This is a genomic window from Acidocella aluminiidurans (assembly GCF_055383125.1).
The window spans coordinates 1,256,056-1,270,581 of record NZ_AP031589.1 but is presented as its reverse complement, the minus strand read 5'-3'; the positions used below and the strand labels follow the sequence as shown (position 1 = coordinate 1,270,581).

Annotated in this window: 13 protein-coding genes and 2 pseudogenes; 13 read left to right on the top strand and 2 right to left on the bottom strand. The window is 59.8% G+C overall.

What is annotated here, in order from left to right; genetic code table 11:
• Positions 1–24: 24 nt before the first annotated feature.
• Genes ACZ46S_RS06500 through ACZ46S_RS06445 form a run of 12 tightly spaced genes read left to right on the top strand, consistent with a single transcriptional unit; the run spans position 25 to position 11,641 of the window.
• Positions 25–513: a VOC family protein gene (locus ACZ46S_RS06500; RefSeq protein WP_464063819.1), complete on the top strand. Its 489-nt coding sequence runs from the start codon at positions 25–27 to the stop codon at positions 511–513.
• Positions 510–1,811, top strand: coding sequence for a histidinol dehydrogenase (hisD, locus tag ACZ46S_RS06495; protein ID WP_464063818.1), 1,302 nt, complete (start codon positions 510–512; stop codon positions 1,809–1,811). Before ACZ46S_RS06500 ends, hisD begins: the two co-directional genes overlap by 4 nt.
• The gene (locus ACZ46S_RS06490; protein WP_464063817.1) at positions 1,808–2,557 is read left to right on the top strand and encodes an SDR family NAD(P)-dependent oxidoreductase; all 750 of its coding nucleotides are present in this window, start codon (positions 1,808–1,810) and stop codon (positions 2,555–2,557) included. The genes hisD and ACZ46S_RS06490 overlap by 4 nt, the downstream gene beginning before the upstream one ends.
• A 10-nt stretch (positions 2,558–2,567) precedes the next feature.
• Complete coding sequence (locus ACZ46S_RS06485) at positions 2,568–3,548, top strand: fumarylacetoacetate hydrolase family protein (protein ID WP_464063816.1); 981 nt, start codon at positions 2,568–2,570, stop codon at positions 3,546–3,548.
• A 12-nt stretch (positions 3,549–3,560) separates the two neighbouring features.
• A complete protein-coding gene (locus ACZ46S_RS06480; protein WP_464063815.1) occupies positions 3,561–5,396 on the top strand; it encodes a phytoene desaturase family protein in 1,836 nt (611 codons plus the stop codon).
• Positions 5,393–6,349: an NAD-dependent epimerase/dehydratase family protein gene (locus ACZ46S_RS06475; RefSeq protein ID WP_464063814.1), complete on the top strand. Its 957-nt coding sequence runs from the start codon at positions 5,393–5,395 to the stop codon at positions 6,347–6,349. The genes ACZ46S_RS06480 and ACZ46S_RS06475 overlap by 4 nt, the downstream gene beginning before the upstream one ends.
• Entirely contained in the window at positions 6,349–7,275 is a 927-nt protein-coding gene (locus ACZ46S_RS06470; RefSeq protein ID WP_464063813.1) for a VOC family protein, read from the top strand. The genes ACZ46S_RS06475 and ACZ46S_RS06470 overlap by 1 nt, the downstream gene beginning before the upstream one ends.
• Positions 7,257–7,592 carry a Rieske (2Fe-2S) protein gene (locus ACZ46S_RS06465; protein WP_464063812.1) on the top strand — a complete coding sequence of 112 codons (336 nt, stop codon included), beginning with the start codon at positions 7,257–7,259 and terminating at the stop codon, positions 7,590–7,592. The genes ACZ46S_RS06470 and ACZ46S_RS06465 overlap by 19 nt, the downstream gene beginning before the upstream one ends.
• A gap of 57 nt (positions 7,593–7,649) precedes the next feature.
• Positions 7,650–8,762 (top strand): alpha/beta hydrolase family protein, encoded by a 1,113-nt coding sequence (locus tag ACZ46S_RS06460; protein ID WP_464063811.1) that lies wholly within the window; start codon positions 7,650–7,652, stop codon positions 8,760–8,762.
• A 13-nt stretch (positions 8,763–8,775) separates the two neighbouring features.
• Positions 8,776–9,912 carry an FAD-dependent oxidoreductase gene (locus ACZ46S_RS06455; protein ID WP_464063810.1) on the top strand — a complete coding sequence of 379 codons (1,137 nt, stop codon included), beginning with the start codon at positions 8,776–8,778 and terminating at the stop codon, positions 9,910–9,912.
• 8 nt (positions 9,913–9,920) lie between these two features.
• Positions 9,921–10,619, top strand: coding sequence for an SDR family NAD(P)-dependent oxidoreductase (locus tag ACZ46S_RS06450; RefSeq protein WP_464063809.1), 699 nt, complete (start codon positions 9,921–9,923; stop codon positions 10,617–10,619).
• A gap of 11 nt (positions 10,620–10,630) precedes the next feature.
• Positions 10,631–11,641: an SMP-30/gluconolactonase/LRE family protein gene (locus ACZ46S_RS06445; protein ID WP_464063808.1), complete on the top strand. Its 1,011-nt coding sequence runs from the start codon at positions 10,631–10,633 to the stop codon at positions 11,639–11,641.
• A 58-nt stretch (positions 11,642–11,699) separates the two neighbouring features.
• Here ACZ46S_RS06445 and ACZ46S_RS06440 read toward each other — a convergent pair.
• Positions 11,700–12,908, bottom strand: a pseudogene (locus ACZ46S_RS06440) (IS110 family RNA-guided transposase).
• Positions 12,909–13,016: 108 nt separating this feature from the next.
• Between ACZ46S_RS06440 and ACZ46S_RS06435 the strand changes: the two are divergent.
• Positions 13,017–13,351, top strand: a pseudogene (locus ACZ46S_RS06435) (integrase core domain-containing protein); the annotation flags it as partial.
• Between the two features lie 186 nt (positions 13,352–13,537).
• Here ACZ46S_RS06435 and ACZ46S_RS06430 read toward each other — a convergent pair.
• Positions 13,538–14,486, bottom strand: a protein-coding gene (locus tag ACZ46S_RS06430) for an IS630 family transposase (RefSeq protein ID WP_464061470.1) whose coding sequence is annotated in 2 segments (ribosomal slippage) — positions 13,538–14,143 and positions 14,145–14,486 — 948 coding nt in all. Because the reading frame shifts where the segments join, the coding sequence is not laid out codon by codon here.
• Positions 14,487–14,526 lie beyond the last annotated feature (40 nt).

Sequence of the window (14,526 nt, the reverse complement as noted above, 5' to 3'; positions counted from 1 at the left end):
ATATCCCCAGTCACGAATGACAAAATGACATGGGGTGTGAAAAATGGCCAGGATATTAGCGACATGAGCGTTGCGGGGGCATGGCGCGCGCATCATTTCGGCGTTTCGGTGCCGGATTTGGATGCCGCGCTTGACTGGTATGGCCGAATGCTTGGCTTCACGCTTGAAAGAAGACACTACATGACCGCCATTCCGGCCGAAGTCGCCTTCATGCAGTGTGGGGATTTCAGGATTGAGCTCTTTGAGGTGCCAGGTGCGGCGCCGCTGCCAGCCGACCGGCGGGTGCCGAATTTAGATTTGAAGACGCATGGCAATAAGCATCTTTGCCTGGAGGTGGAAGATGTCCCCGCGACCGTCGCGAGGCTGAGGGCGGCGGGGGCGGATATTGCCTTTGAAGTGACGGTGAATGGCCAGCCTGTTGCATTTGTGCGCGACTGTGCGGGCAATCTAATAGAATTCTTGCAACCTTTTGCGCCTGCATCGGCGTATCCTGAAAATGGGAGTAAGACGTGATTCGGCAATTGAAGACAGGCGTCCGCAAAGCGCAGCGCGCCGCTGACAATGCGCAGATACGCGCCACGGTGGAAGCGATCATCGCCGATATCGAAGGGCGCGGCGACAAGGCGGTGCGCGAATACGCGGCGAAATTCGATAAATTCGAACCCGAGAGCTTCCGCCTTACGCAGAACGAGATCGACGCCTGCATAGCGAGCCTTTCCGGGCAGGCTTTGGAGGACATCAAGTTCGCGCAGGCGCAGATTCGCCGCTTCGCGCAGATTCAGAAAGCTACGTTGCGCGACGTCGAGATCGAGACGCTGCCAGGCGTCGTGCTGGGGCACCGCAATATCCCAGTGAACTCGGTGGGGTGTTACATTCCCGGTGGCAAATACCCGCTGATTGCCTCGGCGCACATGAGTGTTCTGACCGCCAAGGTGGCGGGGGTGAAACGCATCGTGGCTTGCGCGCCGCCGCAGAACGGTAAGCCGAGTGCCGAGATTGTCGCGGCGATGCATCTGGCTGGCGCGGATGAGATTTATTGCCTTGGCGGTGTACAGGCCGTGGCGGCCATGGCGATAGGCACCGACAGCATCGCGGCGGTGGATATGATCGTCGGTCCAGGGAACGCGTTTGTCGCGGAGGCGAAGCGTCAACTTTTCGGGCGCGTGGGCATCGATCTGCTGGCCGGCCCCACCGAGACGATGGTGATTTGCGACGACACTGTGGATGCCGAGCTTGTGGCTGTGGATCTGATGGGGCAAGCCGAGCATGGCCCTACCTCACCCGCCTATTGCATAACCACCAGCGAGAAAATCGCGGCTGAACTGCCCGCAGCGATCGAGACCGTTCTTGCCCGGCTGGAAAGTGCGCCGACCGCCCGCACGGCCTGGGAGGATTATGGTGAGATCATTCTGTGCGATACGGACGAGGAGGCGCTGGCGGAGGCTGAGCGGCTGTGTTCCGAGCATGTGCAGGTGATGACGAAGGACCCGGACTGGTATCTGGCGCGCATGACCCGCTATGGCGCGCTCTTCCTTGGCCAGCGCACCAACGTCGCCTATGGCGACAAGGTGATCGGCACAAACCATACGCTGCCGACGCAAGGCGCCGGGCGCTATACGGGTGGTCTGTGGGTGGGCAAGTTCATCAAGACCCACACCTACCAGCGCGTGCTGACAAGCGAGGCTTCGGCCGCTATCGGCGAGGTGTGTGACAGGTTATGCAGGCTGGAACATCTCCCCGGCCATGCTGAGCAGGCGGCTATCCGCGTGCGCCGTTTTGGTGGTTCCAGCGCGGCGGGGCAGGCGGCGTGACAAGTCTCGCCGGCTCCCTGGCAATCATTACCGGCGGCGCCGGCGGGCTGGGGGAGGCGATTTGCCGTACCTTGGCCGGCGCCGGAGCGGGCGTGGTGGTGGGCTATAACAGCTCCGCCGCTGCCGCAGAGGCGTTGGCGGCTTCCTTGCCGCCCGCCGCGTTGCCGCATATGGCGTTACGTGCTCCGGTGACGGATAGTGCAGGGCTGGCGGCGCTGGCCGGGGATATTGCCGCCCGCTATGGGCGCTGCGATATCCTGGTGAATTGCGCGGGAACGACGCGCTTCGTGCCGCACGCGGATCTCGACGGGTTGGACGACGCGCTGATGGACCAGATTCTGGCGACCAATGTGCGTGGCCCGTTCGCCGCTGTTCGCGCCTTGCGGCACTTGCTTGCCGCCAAAGGCAAGGGTGTGGTGGTGAATATCTCATCCATTGCCGCGGTTACAGCAATGGGCAGCAATGTGGCATATTGCGCCTCCAAGGCGGCTTTGGACAATATGACGAAGTCGCTGGCACGCGCGCTCGCGCCTGGCATCCGCGTCGTCTCCGTCGCGCCGGGGCTGGTGGATACGGAATTCGTGAAATCCATGGACCAGTCCTGGCGCTACGAACAGGCTGCCCGCACGCCGCTGAAGCGGTTGGCTGCCCCCGAAGAGATCGGCCTGGCGGTGCTTGCCGCCGTACAACTTAATTTCACCACGGGGGCGATCATTCCCGTGGATGGCGGCCGCCCCCTGGCCTGAAGGAACGGACATGAAATTTGCCAGTCTGAAAACATCCAGCCGAGATGGGGCATTGCTGCTCGTGTCACGGGATTTGTCCCACGCGGTTTCGGCCGCCGGCATCGTGCCCACGCTGCAACGCCTGCTCGAAAATTGGGACGAATTTAGCCCAAGGCTTGAAGATTTATACCAGGCGTTGAACGCTGGAAAGGCGCCCGGCGCATTCGCGTTCGATCCTGCTGCCGTCACCGCGCCGCTGCCGCGGACCCACCAGTTCGTGGATGCCTCGGCCTTCCTCAATCATGGCGACATTATGGAGCGCTCCTTTAACCTGACGGTGAAGAAGACGCCAGGCATCGCGGTGCTGGTGCAGCGCCAAGGTGATGAATTTCGCGGTCCGCGCGATGACTACCCCTTTCCGACCGAAGAGGATCAATGCGATTTCGAGGGCGAATTCGCGGTCATCACCGGCGATATTGGCATGGGCAGCACGCCGGAGGAGGCGGAAAGCCAAATACGGCTCGTGACCATCCTCAACGACGTGTCAATGCGTAAGCATCTGTTCCGCGAGCTGTCGATGGGATTTGGCTTCATCAACGCCAAGCCCGCTTCGGTGTTCGGTCCCGTCGCGGTGACGCCGGATGAACTGGGCGATGCCTGGGCGAATGGCCGGGTCGAGCTGGACATGCGCGTATCACGTAACGGCGAATGGTTTGGCCACCCGAATGGGCGGGAGATGGATTGGAGTTTCGGCGAGCTGTTGGCGCACCTAGCTTATAACCGTAATCTGAAGGCGGGCACAATTTTGGGGTCGGGCACGGTTTCCAATCGCGGCTACGAGCAGGTGGGTTCCGCCTGTCTGGCGGAACGCCGCGCCGTCGAGACCATCGCATACGGCAAAGCGATGACGGATTTTATTCAATTTGGTGAGACACTGCGTTTTGAGGCGAGAAACGAGGCGGGCGCCAGCATTTTCGGCGCAATCGAGCATCGTTTTGTGAAAGCGGACTGACAGGGGAAGCGTGTGAGCAATAACTACGACATTGTCGCTATGGGGGCGGGCCATAACGGTCTCACCGCCGCCGCCTATCTCGCCAAGGCGGGCAAGAGGGTTCTGGTCCTGGAACGCAAATCCTATCCGGGAGGCGGCGTTTCGACACGGCAATTGAATACGCCCGGCTATTGGCACGACGAGCACAGTTCCGTGCATATCATGATTCAGGGTAACCCGATGATTCGCCAGGACGAACTGGGGCTGATCTCGAAATTTGGTCTGGACTATCATTATTCCCCCGTGCCGCATGCGACGATCTTCCCGGACCAGTCCGTGTTGTTCACTTACAAGGATCTAGACAAGACCTGCGCGAACTTCGCTACCATCTCGGAAAGGGATGCGCAGACATACCGCGAATTCTCCCTGATGAGCATGAAGATCCTTCAGCTCTTCATGCCCAGCCTGTATGCGCCACCACCGCCTCTGGCCGATCTGGTCGCGATGCTCGATAAGAGCGAGGAAGGCCAGCTCATGCTGGACTATATGCAGCGGGATTGCCTCGATCTCGTCAACCAGCTTTATGAATCCGACAAGATCAAGATTCACCTGTTGCGGCTCGTTTCGGAAAATCTACAATGCCCAGATGAGTTGGGCACCGGCATGGGGGTGTTGTTGATGCCGGGCATCATCCACACTTACGGTGTATCCCAGCCTGTGGGCGGCAGCGGCAAGCTGACGGAAGCGCTGGTGCGCTGCATCGAGGCGCATGGCGGCGAGGTGCGCTGCGATGCCGAGGTGATGCAGGTGGTTACCAGCGCCGGGCGCGCCACGGGCGTGCGCCTGACGAGCGGCGAGGAATTCATCGCGCGCGACGCTGTCATCGGCGCCATACATCCGCATGTGCTAGGCAAGTTCGTTGCAGGCGTACCCGCGCCCGTGCGTGAACGCGCGGCGCGCGCGACACTGGCACCGTTCAGCATCATGGTCAGCCATTACGATCTGCGTGAAAAGGCGAAATACTACGCAGGAGAAGAGGTCGGCTATGCCACCATGCTAGAATTCATGGCGACCGACAATCTCAACGAGATGATCGCCGACTTCCATGCACTCCGGCGCGGCGAGATCTCACCGCGCCGGCTGTGTGCGGGCGGGGATGAGAGCATCGGCGATCCGTCGCGTGTGCCGCCCGGTTGCGGCATGTTCCATGGTATTACCTTTGCCCCCTACAAGCTGGCCGATGGCCGGAACTGGGACGAGGTGAAGGAAGAGATTGGCGATCTGTCTCTGGCGCATTACCGCAGATTTGTTTCCAACCTGACGTCCGATAACATCATCGCGCGCAAGATCGTCAGCCCGGTGGATCTTGAGCGGTCTTCGCCTAATTCCATGATGCGCGGCGACCTGCACGGCGTGGCGCCGTATTTTTATCAAAGTGCCGGCAGCCGCCCGACGCGCGATCTTGGGCAGTTCCGCGTGCCGGGGGTGGAGCGGCTCTATCTCGCCGGCCCTTTCCAGCATCCGGGCGGCGGCGTGTATGGTGCCGGACGCGCTACGGCGATTGCGATGTTCGATGATTTGGGAATGGATTTCTCGAAAATTGGCGAAAAACCAGAGGCGCCGAAGACCCAGGTGGCGGTGCCGCGCGAGGGCATGGTGCTGCGTGGCCCGGCGGATGAAGAATTGATGCGCGTCGAGGCGATCCGCCGCGATGGCGAGGAGTTGGTGATCAAGGGCACCAGCCTGGGGACGTTGCCCATGGAGGCGCGGCTGGATGGGCCCTCCGCCCGTGCGGGGCTGAAACTTCTGGGCGCTAGGAATCTCGCCTTCCTGGCAAGTTTGCCCTTCCGTAAGGGGGGGCAGCCATGACCCATGTCGTCGTAACAGGGGCTGGGGGATTTGTGGGCGGTGGGGTCGTCCGGCGGCTTCTTGCCAAGGGGCTTGGCGGCCAGCGCGTCGAACGGCTCACGCTTCTGGACACGAGCTTTGCAACAGCACCTGATGATGCGCGGATCAGGCAAGTCGCCGGCAGCATCTCCGATAGGGCGCTTCGACGTCAGGCTTTCGCGGAGCCGGTTGATGCCGTGTTTCACCTGGCGTCCATTCCCGGCGGGGCCGCGGAGCGGAATTATGATCTCGGTCGCGCAGTAAATCTTGATGCCACGCTCGGCCTGCTGGAGGATTTGCGCGAACAGGCCGAGCCGCCGCGCTTTGTTTTCGCCAGTACCGTTGCCGTTTATGGCGAGACGCTGCCGCCTGTAGTGACGGAGGAAACACTGCCCGCGCCAGCACTGAGCTATGGCGCGCAGAAGCTCGCGGGAGAAATTTTGGTCGCGGACGCTTCGCGCAGGGGCTGGGTGCAGGGTTGTAGCCTTCGCCTTCCCGGTGTCGTCGCCAGGCCGGGGGATGGGGCTGGGTTGATTTCGGCTTTCATGAGCCAGCTTTTCTGGAGGCTGCGTGACGGCCGACCCATCACTTTACCTGTATCGGCTGATGGCACGGCCTGGTGGATTTCCGTTGGCGCCTGCGTGGATAATCTTCTGCATGCCGCAACACTCGACCCGGCGACCTTGCCCTTGCGGCGCGTGGTGCAAATGCCGGTGCTGCGCCTGAGCATAGCCGATGTGGTGGCGGCGCTGGCGGCACGTTTCGGCGCGGATCGGACGGGCTTGGTGACGTACGAGCCGGACGTATTCGTGCAGGTGAACTTCGCCAGCTACCCACCGATCGAAACGCCGCGCGCACTGGCGCTTGGTTTTAAACATGATGGCACCGCGGCCGGTCTGGTGGCGCGCGCGATGTTGGAGGAAGGACAGGAATAATGCAAATTCTAGGTTTAGAATCGCTGGTTTTTGGTGCCGAGGACATGGCGGCCGCACGGACCTACTTGCTCGATTACGGGTTGGATGAGCGCGACGCGGGGCCGGCCGGCGGCGCCTACGAGGCGGCGGACGGGACATCCGTGGTATTGCGCCATGCGAGCGACGCTTCCTTGCCGCCGTCCAATGCGCCGTCGCCAAATCTGCGCGAGACGATCTATGGCGTCCCGAGTCAGGTGGTGCTGGAAGAGATCGCCGCCGAGCTGTGCAAGGACCGTGAAGTGCGCACTGATTCCGAAGGCACGATTCACGCCGTCGATGACGCTGGCTTCGCCATTGGCTTCCGTATCACGCGCCGCCGTAAGTTCGAGTTGCCTTTACTGCGCTTCAATGTTCCCGGTCAGCAACCAGGCCGTGGGGTGAATGAGTGCGCGGCCTCCAAGACGGAGATTATCCGTCCACGTACGCTTTCGCATGTTGTGTATTTCGTGCCGGATGTCAAAAAGGCCGAAGCCTTCTATCAGGACCGGCTGGGCTTCCGCGTGACGGACCGCTTCATCGGGCTGGGGCCGTTCATGCGGCCGGCCGGTACGCTTGACCATCACAACCTGTTCATGATTCAGAGCTTCAATAGCCACATGGTCGGAATGAATCATTTCACCTTCCATCTGGGCTCCGGACATGAAGTGCTGCATGCGGGCTGGCGCTTCGCCCAGCGCGGCTACAAGAGCTTCTGGGGCCCGGGGCGTCACATCATGGGCAGCAACTATTTCTGGTACTTCAATTCTCCCTTCGGGGGTACCATGGAGTTTGACGCGGATATGGATTTGCATGATGACGCGTGGACACCGCGCGAAATGCTGCCTGGTGCAGACAATTCACAAATTTTCCTTTTTGAGGCTAAGGACAAATGGGCCCCAGGCGAATAAGGCTTGGCGTCCTGGCGGACATACCGGAAGGCGGGGCCGTTGGTCTCGCGCCGGCTGGCAACGACGACAAGGTGATCGCGTTGAAGCGTGGCGGCAAATTGTTTTTGTGGAAAAATGATTGCCCACATAATCACAGGCCCTTGGAGTTGAAGCGCCATCATTTTCTTTCACCGGGCGGGGCGCATATTACCTGCTTTGCTCATTCCGCGCATTTCTTGCCCGAGACCGGACTTTGTTTCGCCGGTCCATGCGCCGGACAGTCGCTGACCGCCGTGCCCTTTTTCGTCATCAACGGCGAGATCTGGGCCGAGATCTGAAAAGGATCGAATATGTTTCAGTATTTTTCGACAAACTATGTCTGGAGCCTGTCAGTGATGATCGCGCTGACGCATGGCGGCAATGTCGGTGAGGTGGATGCGATGTGCGCCCCCCTGCGTGATGCCGCCGCGGGTGGAGATGATCCGGGAACCGAGGCGTTCTTTACCGCCTGGAGGGCGGGCGGCGACAGGTTGATCGAGCTTGCCGAAGAAAACCTTGCTAAGGGCCGGAAATTCTCTGCTGGCGAGCAGTTCGGCCGTGCGGCTTTGTATTACGCCATCGCCGAGCGCATGCAGGCTCACGGATTTGAGAAACGGCTGGAGATGTACCGGCAGTCTCTGGCTTTGTTCGCCAAGGAACGTGAGTTGGCGGGTGTAAATTGCGAGCGGATCGAGATTCCCTATGGTGGCGCGCATCTGGCTGGGCTGTTTGTGCGAGCGGAAAACGGGCCGTCTCGTGCGCCAATCGTGGTGGTGATGAACGGTCTCGACAGCACCAAAGAGCTTTTGCAGAAAAGCATCATGGGTACGATGTTCGCAAAGCGCGGACTCTCGGCCCTGTTCATCGATCAGCCGGGCACGGGCGAGGCGCTGCGATTGCAAAATCTTCCCGCTGTACCGAATGCTGAGATCTGGGCATCTAAAATCGTCGATTACCTACAATCGCGCGACGATATAGATCCTGAGCGTATCGGCGCGCTCGGCGTGTCCCTCGGCGGCTATTACTGCCCGCGCGCGGTTGCTTTCGAGCCGCGTTTTGCCTGCGGTGCTGTGTGGGGCGCAAACCATGACTGGCGTGCCGTGCAACAGGCACGGCTGAGGCGGGAAGGCGAAAACCCAGTACCGCATTACTGGAAGCATGTGGAATGGGTGTTCGGCGCGACGGACAAAGATGATTTTTTCGTCAAAGCCGAGGCGATGCATCTCGATGGCGTGTTGGATAGAATCAAAGTACCTTTCCTGGTCACGCATGGTGAGAACGACCGTCAGATTCCGATGAAATACGCGCACCAGACCTATGAGCAATTGGTGAATTCTCCCCAGCGCGATTTGATGATTTTCACAGTGCGGGAGGGTGGAGTTGAACATTCCTCGCTTGATAATCCGAACAATGCCGGTGCGATCATCGCCGATTGGCTGGCCGAGATACTAGGCGGCCATACCGCCTGAAGGGGAGAATACAATGGGCCTGATCAAGAATTGTCTTATCGTGGGCGGCGGCATTGGCGGCATGTGTGCGGCCATAGAGCTTGCCAAGCGTGGCGTTGAGGTGGAGCTTGTAGAAATCAACCCGGATTGGAACGCGGCAGGGGCGGGTATCACGCTTGGCGGCGCCACCTTGCGGGCCCTGCGGCAGGTTGGTGTTGTCGATGAGGTTCTGGCGCAAGGCGGCTATTGGTCGGAGATCGATATCTGCGCCGCCGATGGCAGGGTGCTGCGGACCAATCCGCTGGAGCACGCGGTTGGCGCGGAAGATTTGCCCGCGGCCAGCGGCATTTTGCGTCCCGCTCTGGCCGATATATTGCGCCGTGCCACGGAGCGCGCTGGCGTGAAGGTGCGCGTGGGTGTGACCTTCAATATTCTGGTGCAGGACGTGGCGGGCGTAAATGTCTGCCTCACCGACGGCAGTTCGGGCCGCTATGATCTCGTAATCGGCGCGGACGGCGTGAATTCCAAGGTACGCGAAGTTGTGTTTCCCGATGCACCAGTACCCCGCTTCACGGGGCAGGGCTCCTGGCGCGCCATTGTGCCGCGTACGCGCCGCAATTCTACGATCCTGATGGGTGAAACGGCAAAGGCCGGGCTGAACCCCGTGAGCGATACGCAAGGTTACCTATTCCTGCTGGATAAGCGCGCGGGAATGGAGTTTTTGGAATTGCAGGCATGGCCGCATCTTTTGGCCGGGCTTCTGGAGGAGTTTGGCGGGGCGGTAAAGGAGTTTCGTGAAAAGCTTCAGGATGGAGGCGATCTTTCTTCCTGCTCCATCGTCTACCGCCCGCTGGCGGAGTTGATGGTGCCGGGGCCATGGCACAGGGGGCGCGTGGTGCTCCTGGGGGATGCTGTGCATGCCACTACGCCGCACCTCGCCATGGGGGCAGGTATTGCGGTGGAAGGTGCCGTGGTGCTTGCGGAAGAGCTGTTCCGCTGCCATTCGCTGGAGGGCGCGCTGATCTCCTATGTCGGCCGTCGATATGATCGCGCAAGGCTGGTCGTAAGCAGTTCCCTGCGGTTGGGAGAGATTGAACAGCATGGTGGCTCGCGTGACGAGCATTACGAGGTCATGACCCAAGCCATGCACGAACTGACTTTGCCGATCTGAGGTTTGCCATGACACAACGCACTGTTCTTCTCACCGGCGCGGCAGGCGGCCTTGGGCAGGTCTTCGCCAAGGCGCTCATTCAGGCGGGCTATGCCCTTGTCGTCACCGACCGTACGGCATTTCCGGCACCGTCTGCCGCCAAGCAAATTATAGTGGACCTGACGGCCCCCGGTGCCGTGAAACATCTGGCGGCGGAAGCGGGTACGGTTGATATCCTCATTAATAATGCCGCCTTCATGCCGCTCGTGCCATTTGCTGAGCTTACCTCCGAAGTCTGGCGACAAATTCATGCCGTGAATGTGGAAGCGCCGTTCCTGCTGGCTCAGGCGCTGTGTCCCGGTATGGCAGCGCGCGGTTATGGGCGTGTGATTAATTTTGCATCTTCCACGGTCTGGGGGCCGCCACCGGGAATGACGGCTTATGCCACGAGTAAGATGGCTGTGATCGGCTTAACGCGTGCCTTGGCATCTGAGCTTGGTGGAAGTGGGATCACAGTGAATGCGATATCGCCAGGACTTACAATGCATGATGGCACCCTCGCCAATTTGCCGCCCGATGCGTTTGAAGGGGTGAAAGCACGGCAATTCATCCCGCGCACGGAAGAGCCTGAAGATCTGGTGGGACCGCTTTTGTTTCTGGCTTCGGAGGCGTCCGGATTCGTCACGGGTCAGGTTATCAACGCTGATGGCGGCGGCTTTGGATTCTAGGGGATAAAGACATGACTATGAAGGATAATCCGCTACGCGGTTGGCAGGTAGACAGAGCAAAACTCCGCTTTCATGGACGCGATTTGCAACGCCCGGAATGTATTCTGGCAGAGCCGGATGGCACGATCTGGACTGCTGATGCGAGGGGGGTGATGCGTATCGCGCCGGATGGGGGGCAGACAGTGATCCGCCAGAAAGGCGTCGGCGAGCGGCAATTAACTGCCGATAACGCAGTGATGAGTGGTAGCCTACCCAATGGTATCGCCTTTAATAAAGCTGGCGACATCGTTATTGCCAATTTCGGGACGGATGCGATCGAGTTGATGACCCGTGATGGTGAATCCCGAACGCTGTATGACAGTCTCGACGGACAGCCGCTTGGCAAGACGAATTTCGTGCTAACAGATAGGCGCGGACGTATCTGGTTTACCGTTACCACCCGGCAGGTGCCTTGGACGCGCTCGATCAATGAGAAGACGGCGGATGGTTATGTCGGGTTGATTGATGAGAACGGACTGCGTATTGTTGCGGATGGGTTTGTTGGTACCAATGAAATCCGTTTCGACGACAAGGAGGAATGGCTCTATGTGGTGGAGACCAATGCACGCCGTATCTCCCGCTTACGCGTACGTGAGGATGGCAGCACCTATGGCCGCGAGATTTATGGCCCCGCCGATCTCGGCGGCTTCCCGGATGGTTTTGCCTTCGATGCCTATGGGAACCTCTGGATCACACTGATTCTGACTGAACGCCTCATCGCATTAACCCCAGACGGTGAGGTGCTGACGCTACTGGACGACGGCAACCCGGCGGCTTTGGCGGAATATGAGCATCATTACGCTGCAGGCACCACGACCCCGGCGCTCATGGGGGCGTGTAAGGGGACTTTGGCGCCGATGATGGCGAGCCTGACGTTCGGTGGGCCGGATCTACACACGGTTTATCTGGGTAGCCTACTGGGTAACACCTTGCCCTGTTTTACTGCTCCTGTGGCTGGGCAGAAACTGGCACATTGGCCATGACTACACTTAACAGTGCGGATTCCGACGAAGCCGGCCATGAATTCCAACTTGAATCCGGCTAGCGTTCCGATTTGATGTCGGCCTGTTGATTTCCACTGAGAAGTGACCCGGGAAGGCCGGATGCTTTACGCCTGAGATCCTTGTTGTTGCGATCCTTGGCGATATAACGCTCAAATTTGTCGCGAAAGCTATTCTCGCGTTGAAGAATGGCGACTTGTGATGCGATCCAGAATATGCGGCGCAGCCGGGCATTGCCGTATTTTGAGAGTTTCGTTTGGCCGCGGAAGGTGCCTGATTGCTGAGTGGCGAGATCGAGGCCGCAGAATTTCAGGAATTGCCGGTGATGGCCGAAGCGGCGGATATCGCCGGCCTCGGCTATGATGGTCATGGCGTTGATGGGGCCGATACCGGGAATTTGGCGCAAGAGCAGGTAGTCCCGGTTCTGATTCAGCATAGCCTCGGCGACCTGCTCAATCTCGGCACGCTGGCGGATGAGGCTGCGCGCTTCGGCAATGACCATCCGGAACATCCGGATGGCGATAGCATCTGTTGGGATCGGCAGGCCGATGGAGGTCGTGGCCGTCTCGTAGATGTCACCGAGCAATTATGTTTTTGCGACTTTGCGCCCAACAATCGTCCAGGCCGCTTCTATGAACGCATCCTTGCTAAAAACCAGAATGCTGGCAGGTGTGGGAAAGCGGTCGAGGAAAGCCAGAAGCCACTCGCTGCGGCTGCTTTGCCGGAAACGGTCGATCTCCGGGAAATAGAGTGGCAGGTAATGGGTCTGCAGCCGGTGCATCACTTCTGTCTTGGCTTTTGAAATCGCCTCATAGGTCTTTGACAATTCCTGAATATCGCTGATTCCCTGGACGAGAGGATCATAATACCGCTGACAGGCGCCGATCCTGAGCATGTGCAGAATGACCTGGGCGTCCTTGGGTTCATTCTTATCCCAGCCATTATGCAGCGCCTCGCGTGTACGGGCCAGTGCCACGCTGGAAATCAGCCGGACATCGAAGCCGGCTTCGAGCAACCGCCAGGCCAATGGGCGGTGATAATTGCCGGTCGCCTCAAATCCGCACACGACCGGCTGACCGAGGATCGTGAGCTGGCCGATCAGCCTGTCGTGATCAGCACGCTGGTTGAGGATGGTCAAGCGCCGGCGTCGCGGGCTGCCGGGGATCTGCAGCAGCACCTCATTACGAGCCTTTGCAATGTCTATGGCTACGAGAACGCCATGATTGGGTGTAAGATCTTGTCTGGTCATGGTAGGGCAATCTCCTGAATTGGGCGTAGAACACCTGCATTCTAGAGATTCTTTGCCCAACCATGGCCGCCTCATGCGTGGCACTTCGCCGTTCCCAATGTGTGCTATGGGCCTGAATTTATTGCCAAGGCCGTGCAGGCGTGGATCACCGGTGTTGGTGCGCAGACCGCCTACATCACCCCAGGCGGAGCTGCCCAAGGTTCCGCCAGCGAAGCTGGTAGAATGGCAGCGGAGGGAGTCCCTGGGAGAACGGCTATATCGAAAGCTTCAATGCCCGCCTGCGCGACGAATTCCTCAACGGCGAAATCTTCTATACCCTGGCAGAGGCCAAAATCCTCATCGAAGCCTGGCGCCGGCAATACAACACCATCCGTCCGCACTCATCACTCGGCTATCGGCCGCCAGCGCCAGAGGTATTGCTGTGGCCGCCACCGCCAGCCGCGTTGAAAGGCGCGGTGCCGGCCACAGCAATACCTCCCAGCCGCCGTGCAATTAACGACTTTGTAGGTGGATTACTGTTCGGGGGCTTGCCAAAGCCCGCAGACAGCAATGACCCGCCGCCCAAGATCGATGAAAGCCTCGATTATGCCAATGATGTCCCGCAACCAGACGGCTAGAATCTTCTGTGATTAGGTTGACGCATATCCTGCGTGTTTGAGGTAATTTGTGCATTCTTCTGGCGGGAAGTGATCGAGCAGTGACCCGATGCGCCGCCATGTGGCTTCGACGGTTCTCTCGGCGGCTTTTCTGAGTAGGGTTTTGAGCTTTGCGAAGACCTGCTCGATGGGATTAAGGTCTGGGCTGTAGGGCGGCAGGAAGAAGAGTTTGGCGCCGGCTTTTCTTATGGCATCGCGCGCTGTCTTGGCCTTGTGGCTGCCGAGATTGTCGAGGATGACGACATCGCCGGGGCGCAGCGTCGGCACCAGAAATTGCTCGACATAGGCGGTGAAGCTGCGGCTGTTGATGGGTCCATCGAGTACACAGGGCGCGGTAACCTTGTCGGCCCGCAGGGCGGCGATGAAGGTCAAGGTTTTCCAATGCCCGTGCGGCACCTTGGCGTGCAGCTTTTGCCCACGCCGGCAGCGCCCATGGGTGCGGGTCATGTTGGTTTTGGCCCAGGTCTCGTCGATAAACACCAGGCGAGATGCGTCGATTTTTCCCTGATACCGCCGCCAGCGCGCCCGCTTGAAGGCGATGTCAGGCCGGTCCTGCTCGGCGGGCAGCACGGTTTTTTTTAAAGCTGCTACCCTCAGCGCGGAAGAACCGCGACAACATGCCAGTGTCGGCGCGCACGCCACGCTCTTCCCACAGGCGCACGCTCAACGCCGCCAGCGTGATGTCGGACCGCTCCTCAATGACCGCCAGAAGCCAGGCCCGCTCAGGCTTCACCTTCGAGGGCCGGTGGCCACCAGTGCCAGCGCTGCGTCGGTCACCAACCCGATGCAGGCGCTGAACCCATTTGATGGCAGACGATGCGCTCACGCCAAAACGCCGCGCCGCAGACCGGCAAGTCTCCTCACCGCTCTCCACAACCGAAATCACGCGTTCACGAAGATCAGAAGAATAGGCTCGAGGCATCAGCGCTTGCCTCCTCAACCAGTCCTAATCGTGAATCACA

What these genes read in the sequence shown, in the direction of transcription:
- ACZ46S_RS06455 (WP_464063810.1), top strand. Translation starts at nt 8,776, where the DNA reads ATGGGCCTGATCAAGAATTGTCTTATCGTGGGCGGCGGCATTGGCGGC.
- ACZ46S_RS06445 (WP_464063808.1), top strand. Translation starts at nt 10,631, where the DNA reads ATGACTATGAAGGATAATCCGCTACGCGGTTGGCAGGTAGACAGAGCA.
- ACZ46S_RS06475 (WP_464063814.1), top strand. Translation starts at nt 5,393, where the DNA reads ATGACCCATGTCGTCGTAACAGGGGCTGGGGGATTTGTGGGCGGTGGG.
- ACZ46S_RS06450 (WP_464063809.1), top strand. Translation starts at nt 9,921, where the DNA reads ATGACACAACGCACTGTTCTTCTCACCGGCGCGGCAGGCGGCCTTGGG.
- ACZ46S_RS06470 (WP_464063813.1), top strand. Translation starts at nt 6,349, where the DNA reads ATGCAAATTCTAGGTTTAGAATCGCTGGTTTTTGGTGCCGAGGACATG.
- ACZ46S_RS06465 (WP_464063812.1), top strand. Translation starts at nt 7,257, where the DNA reads ATGGGCCCCAGGCGAATAAGGCTTGGCGTCCTGGCGGACATACCGGAA.
- ACZ46S_RS06485 (WP_464063816.1), top strand. Translation starts at nt 2,568, where the DNA reads ATGAAATTTGCCAGTCTGAAAACATCCAGCCGAGATGGGGCATTGCTG.
- ACZ46S_RS06500 (WP_464063819.1), top strand. Translation starts at nt 25, where the DNA reads ATGACATGGGGTGTGAAAAATGGCCAGGATATTAGCGACATGAGCGTT.
- ACZ46S_RS06460 (WP_464063811.1), top strand. Translation starts at nt 7,650, where the DNA reads ATGATCGCGCTGACGCATGGCGGCAATGTCGGTGAGGTGGATGCGATG.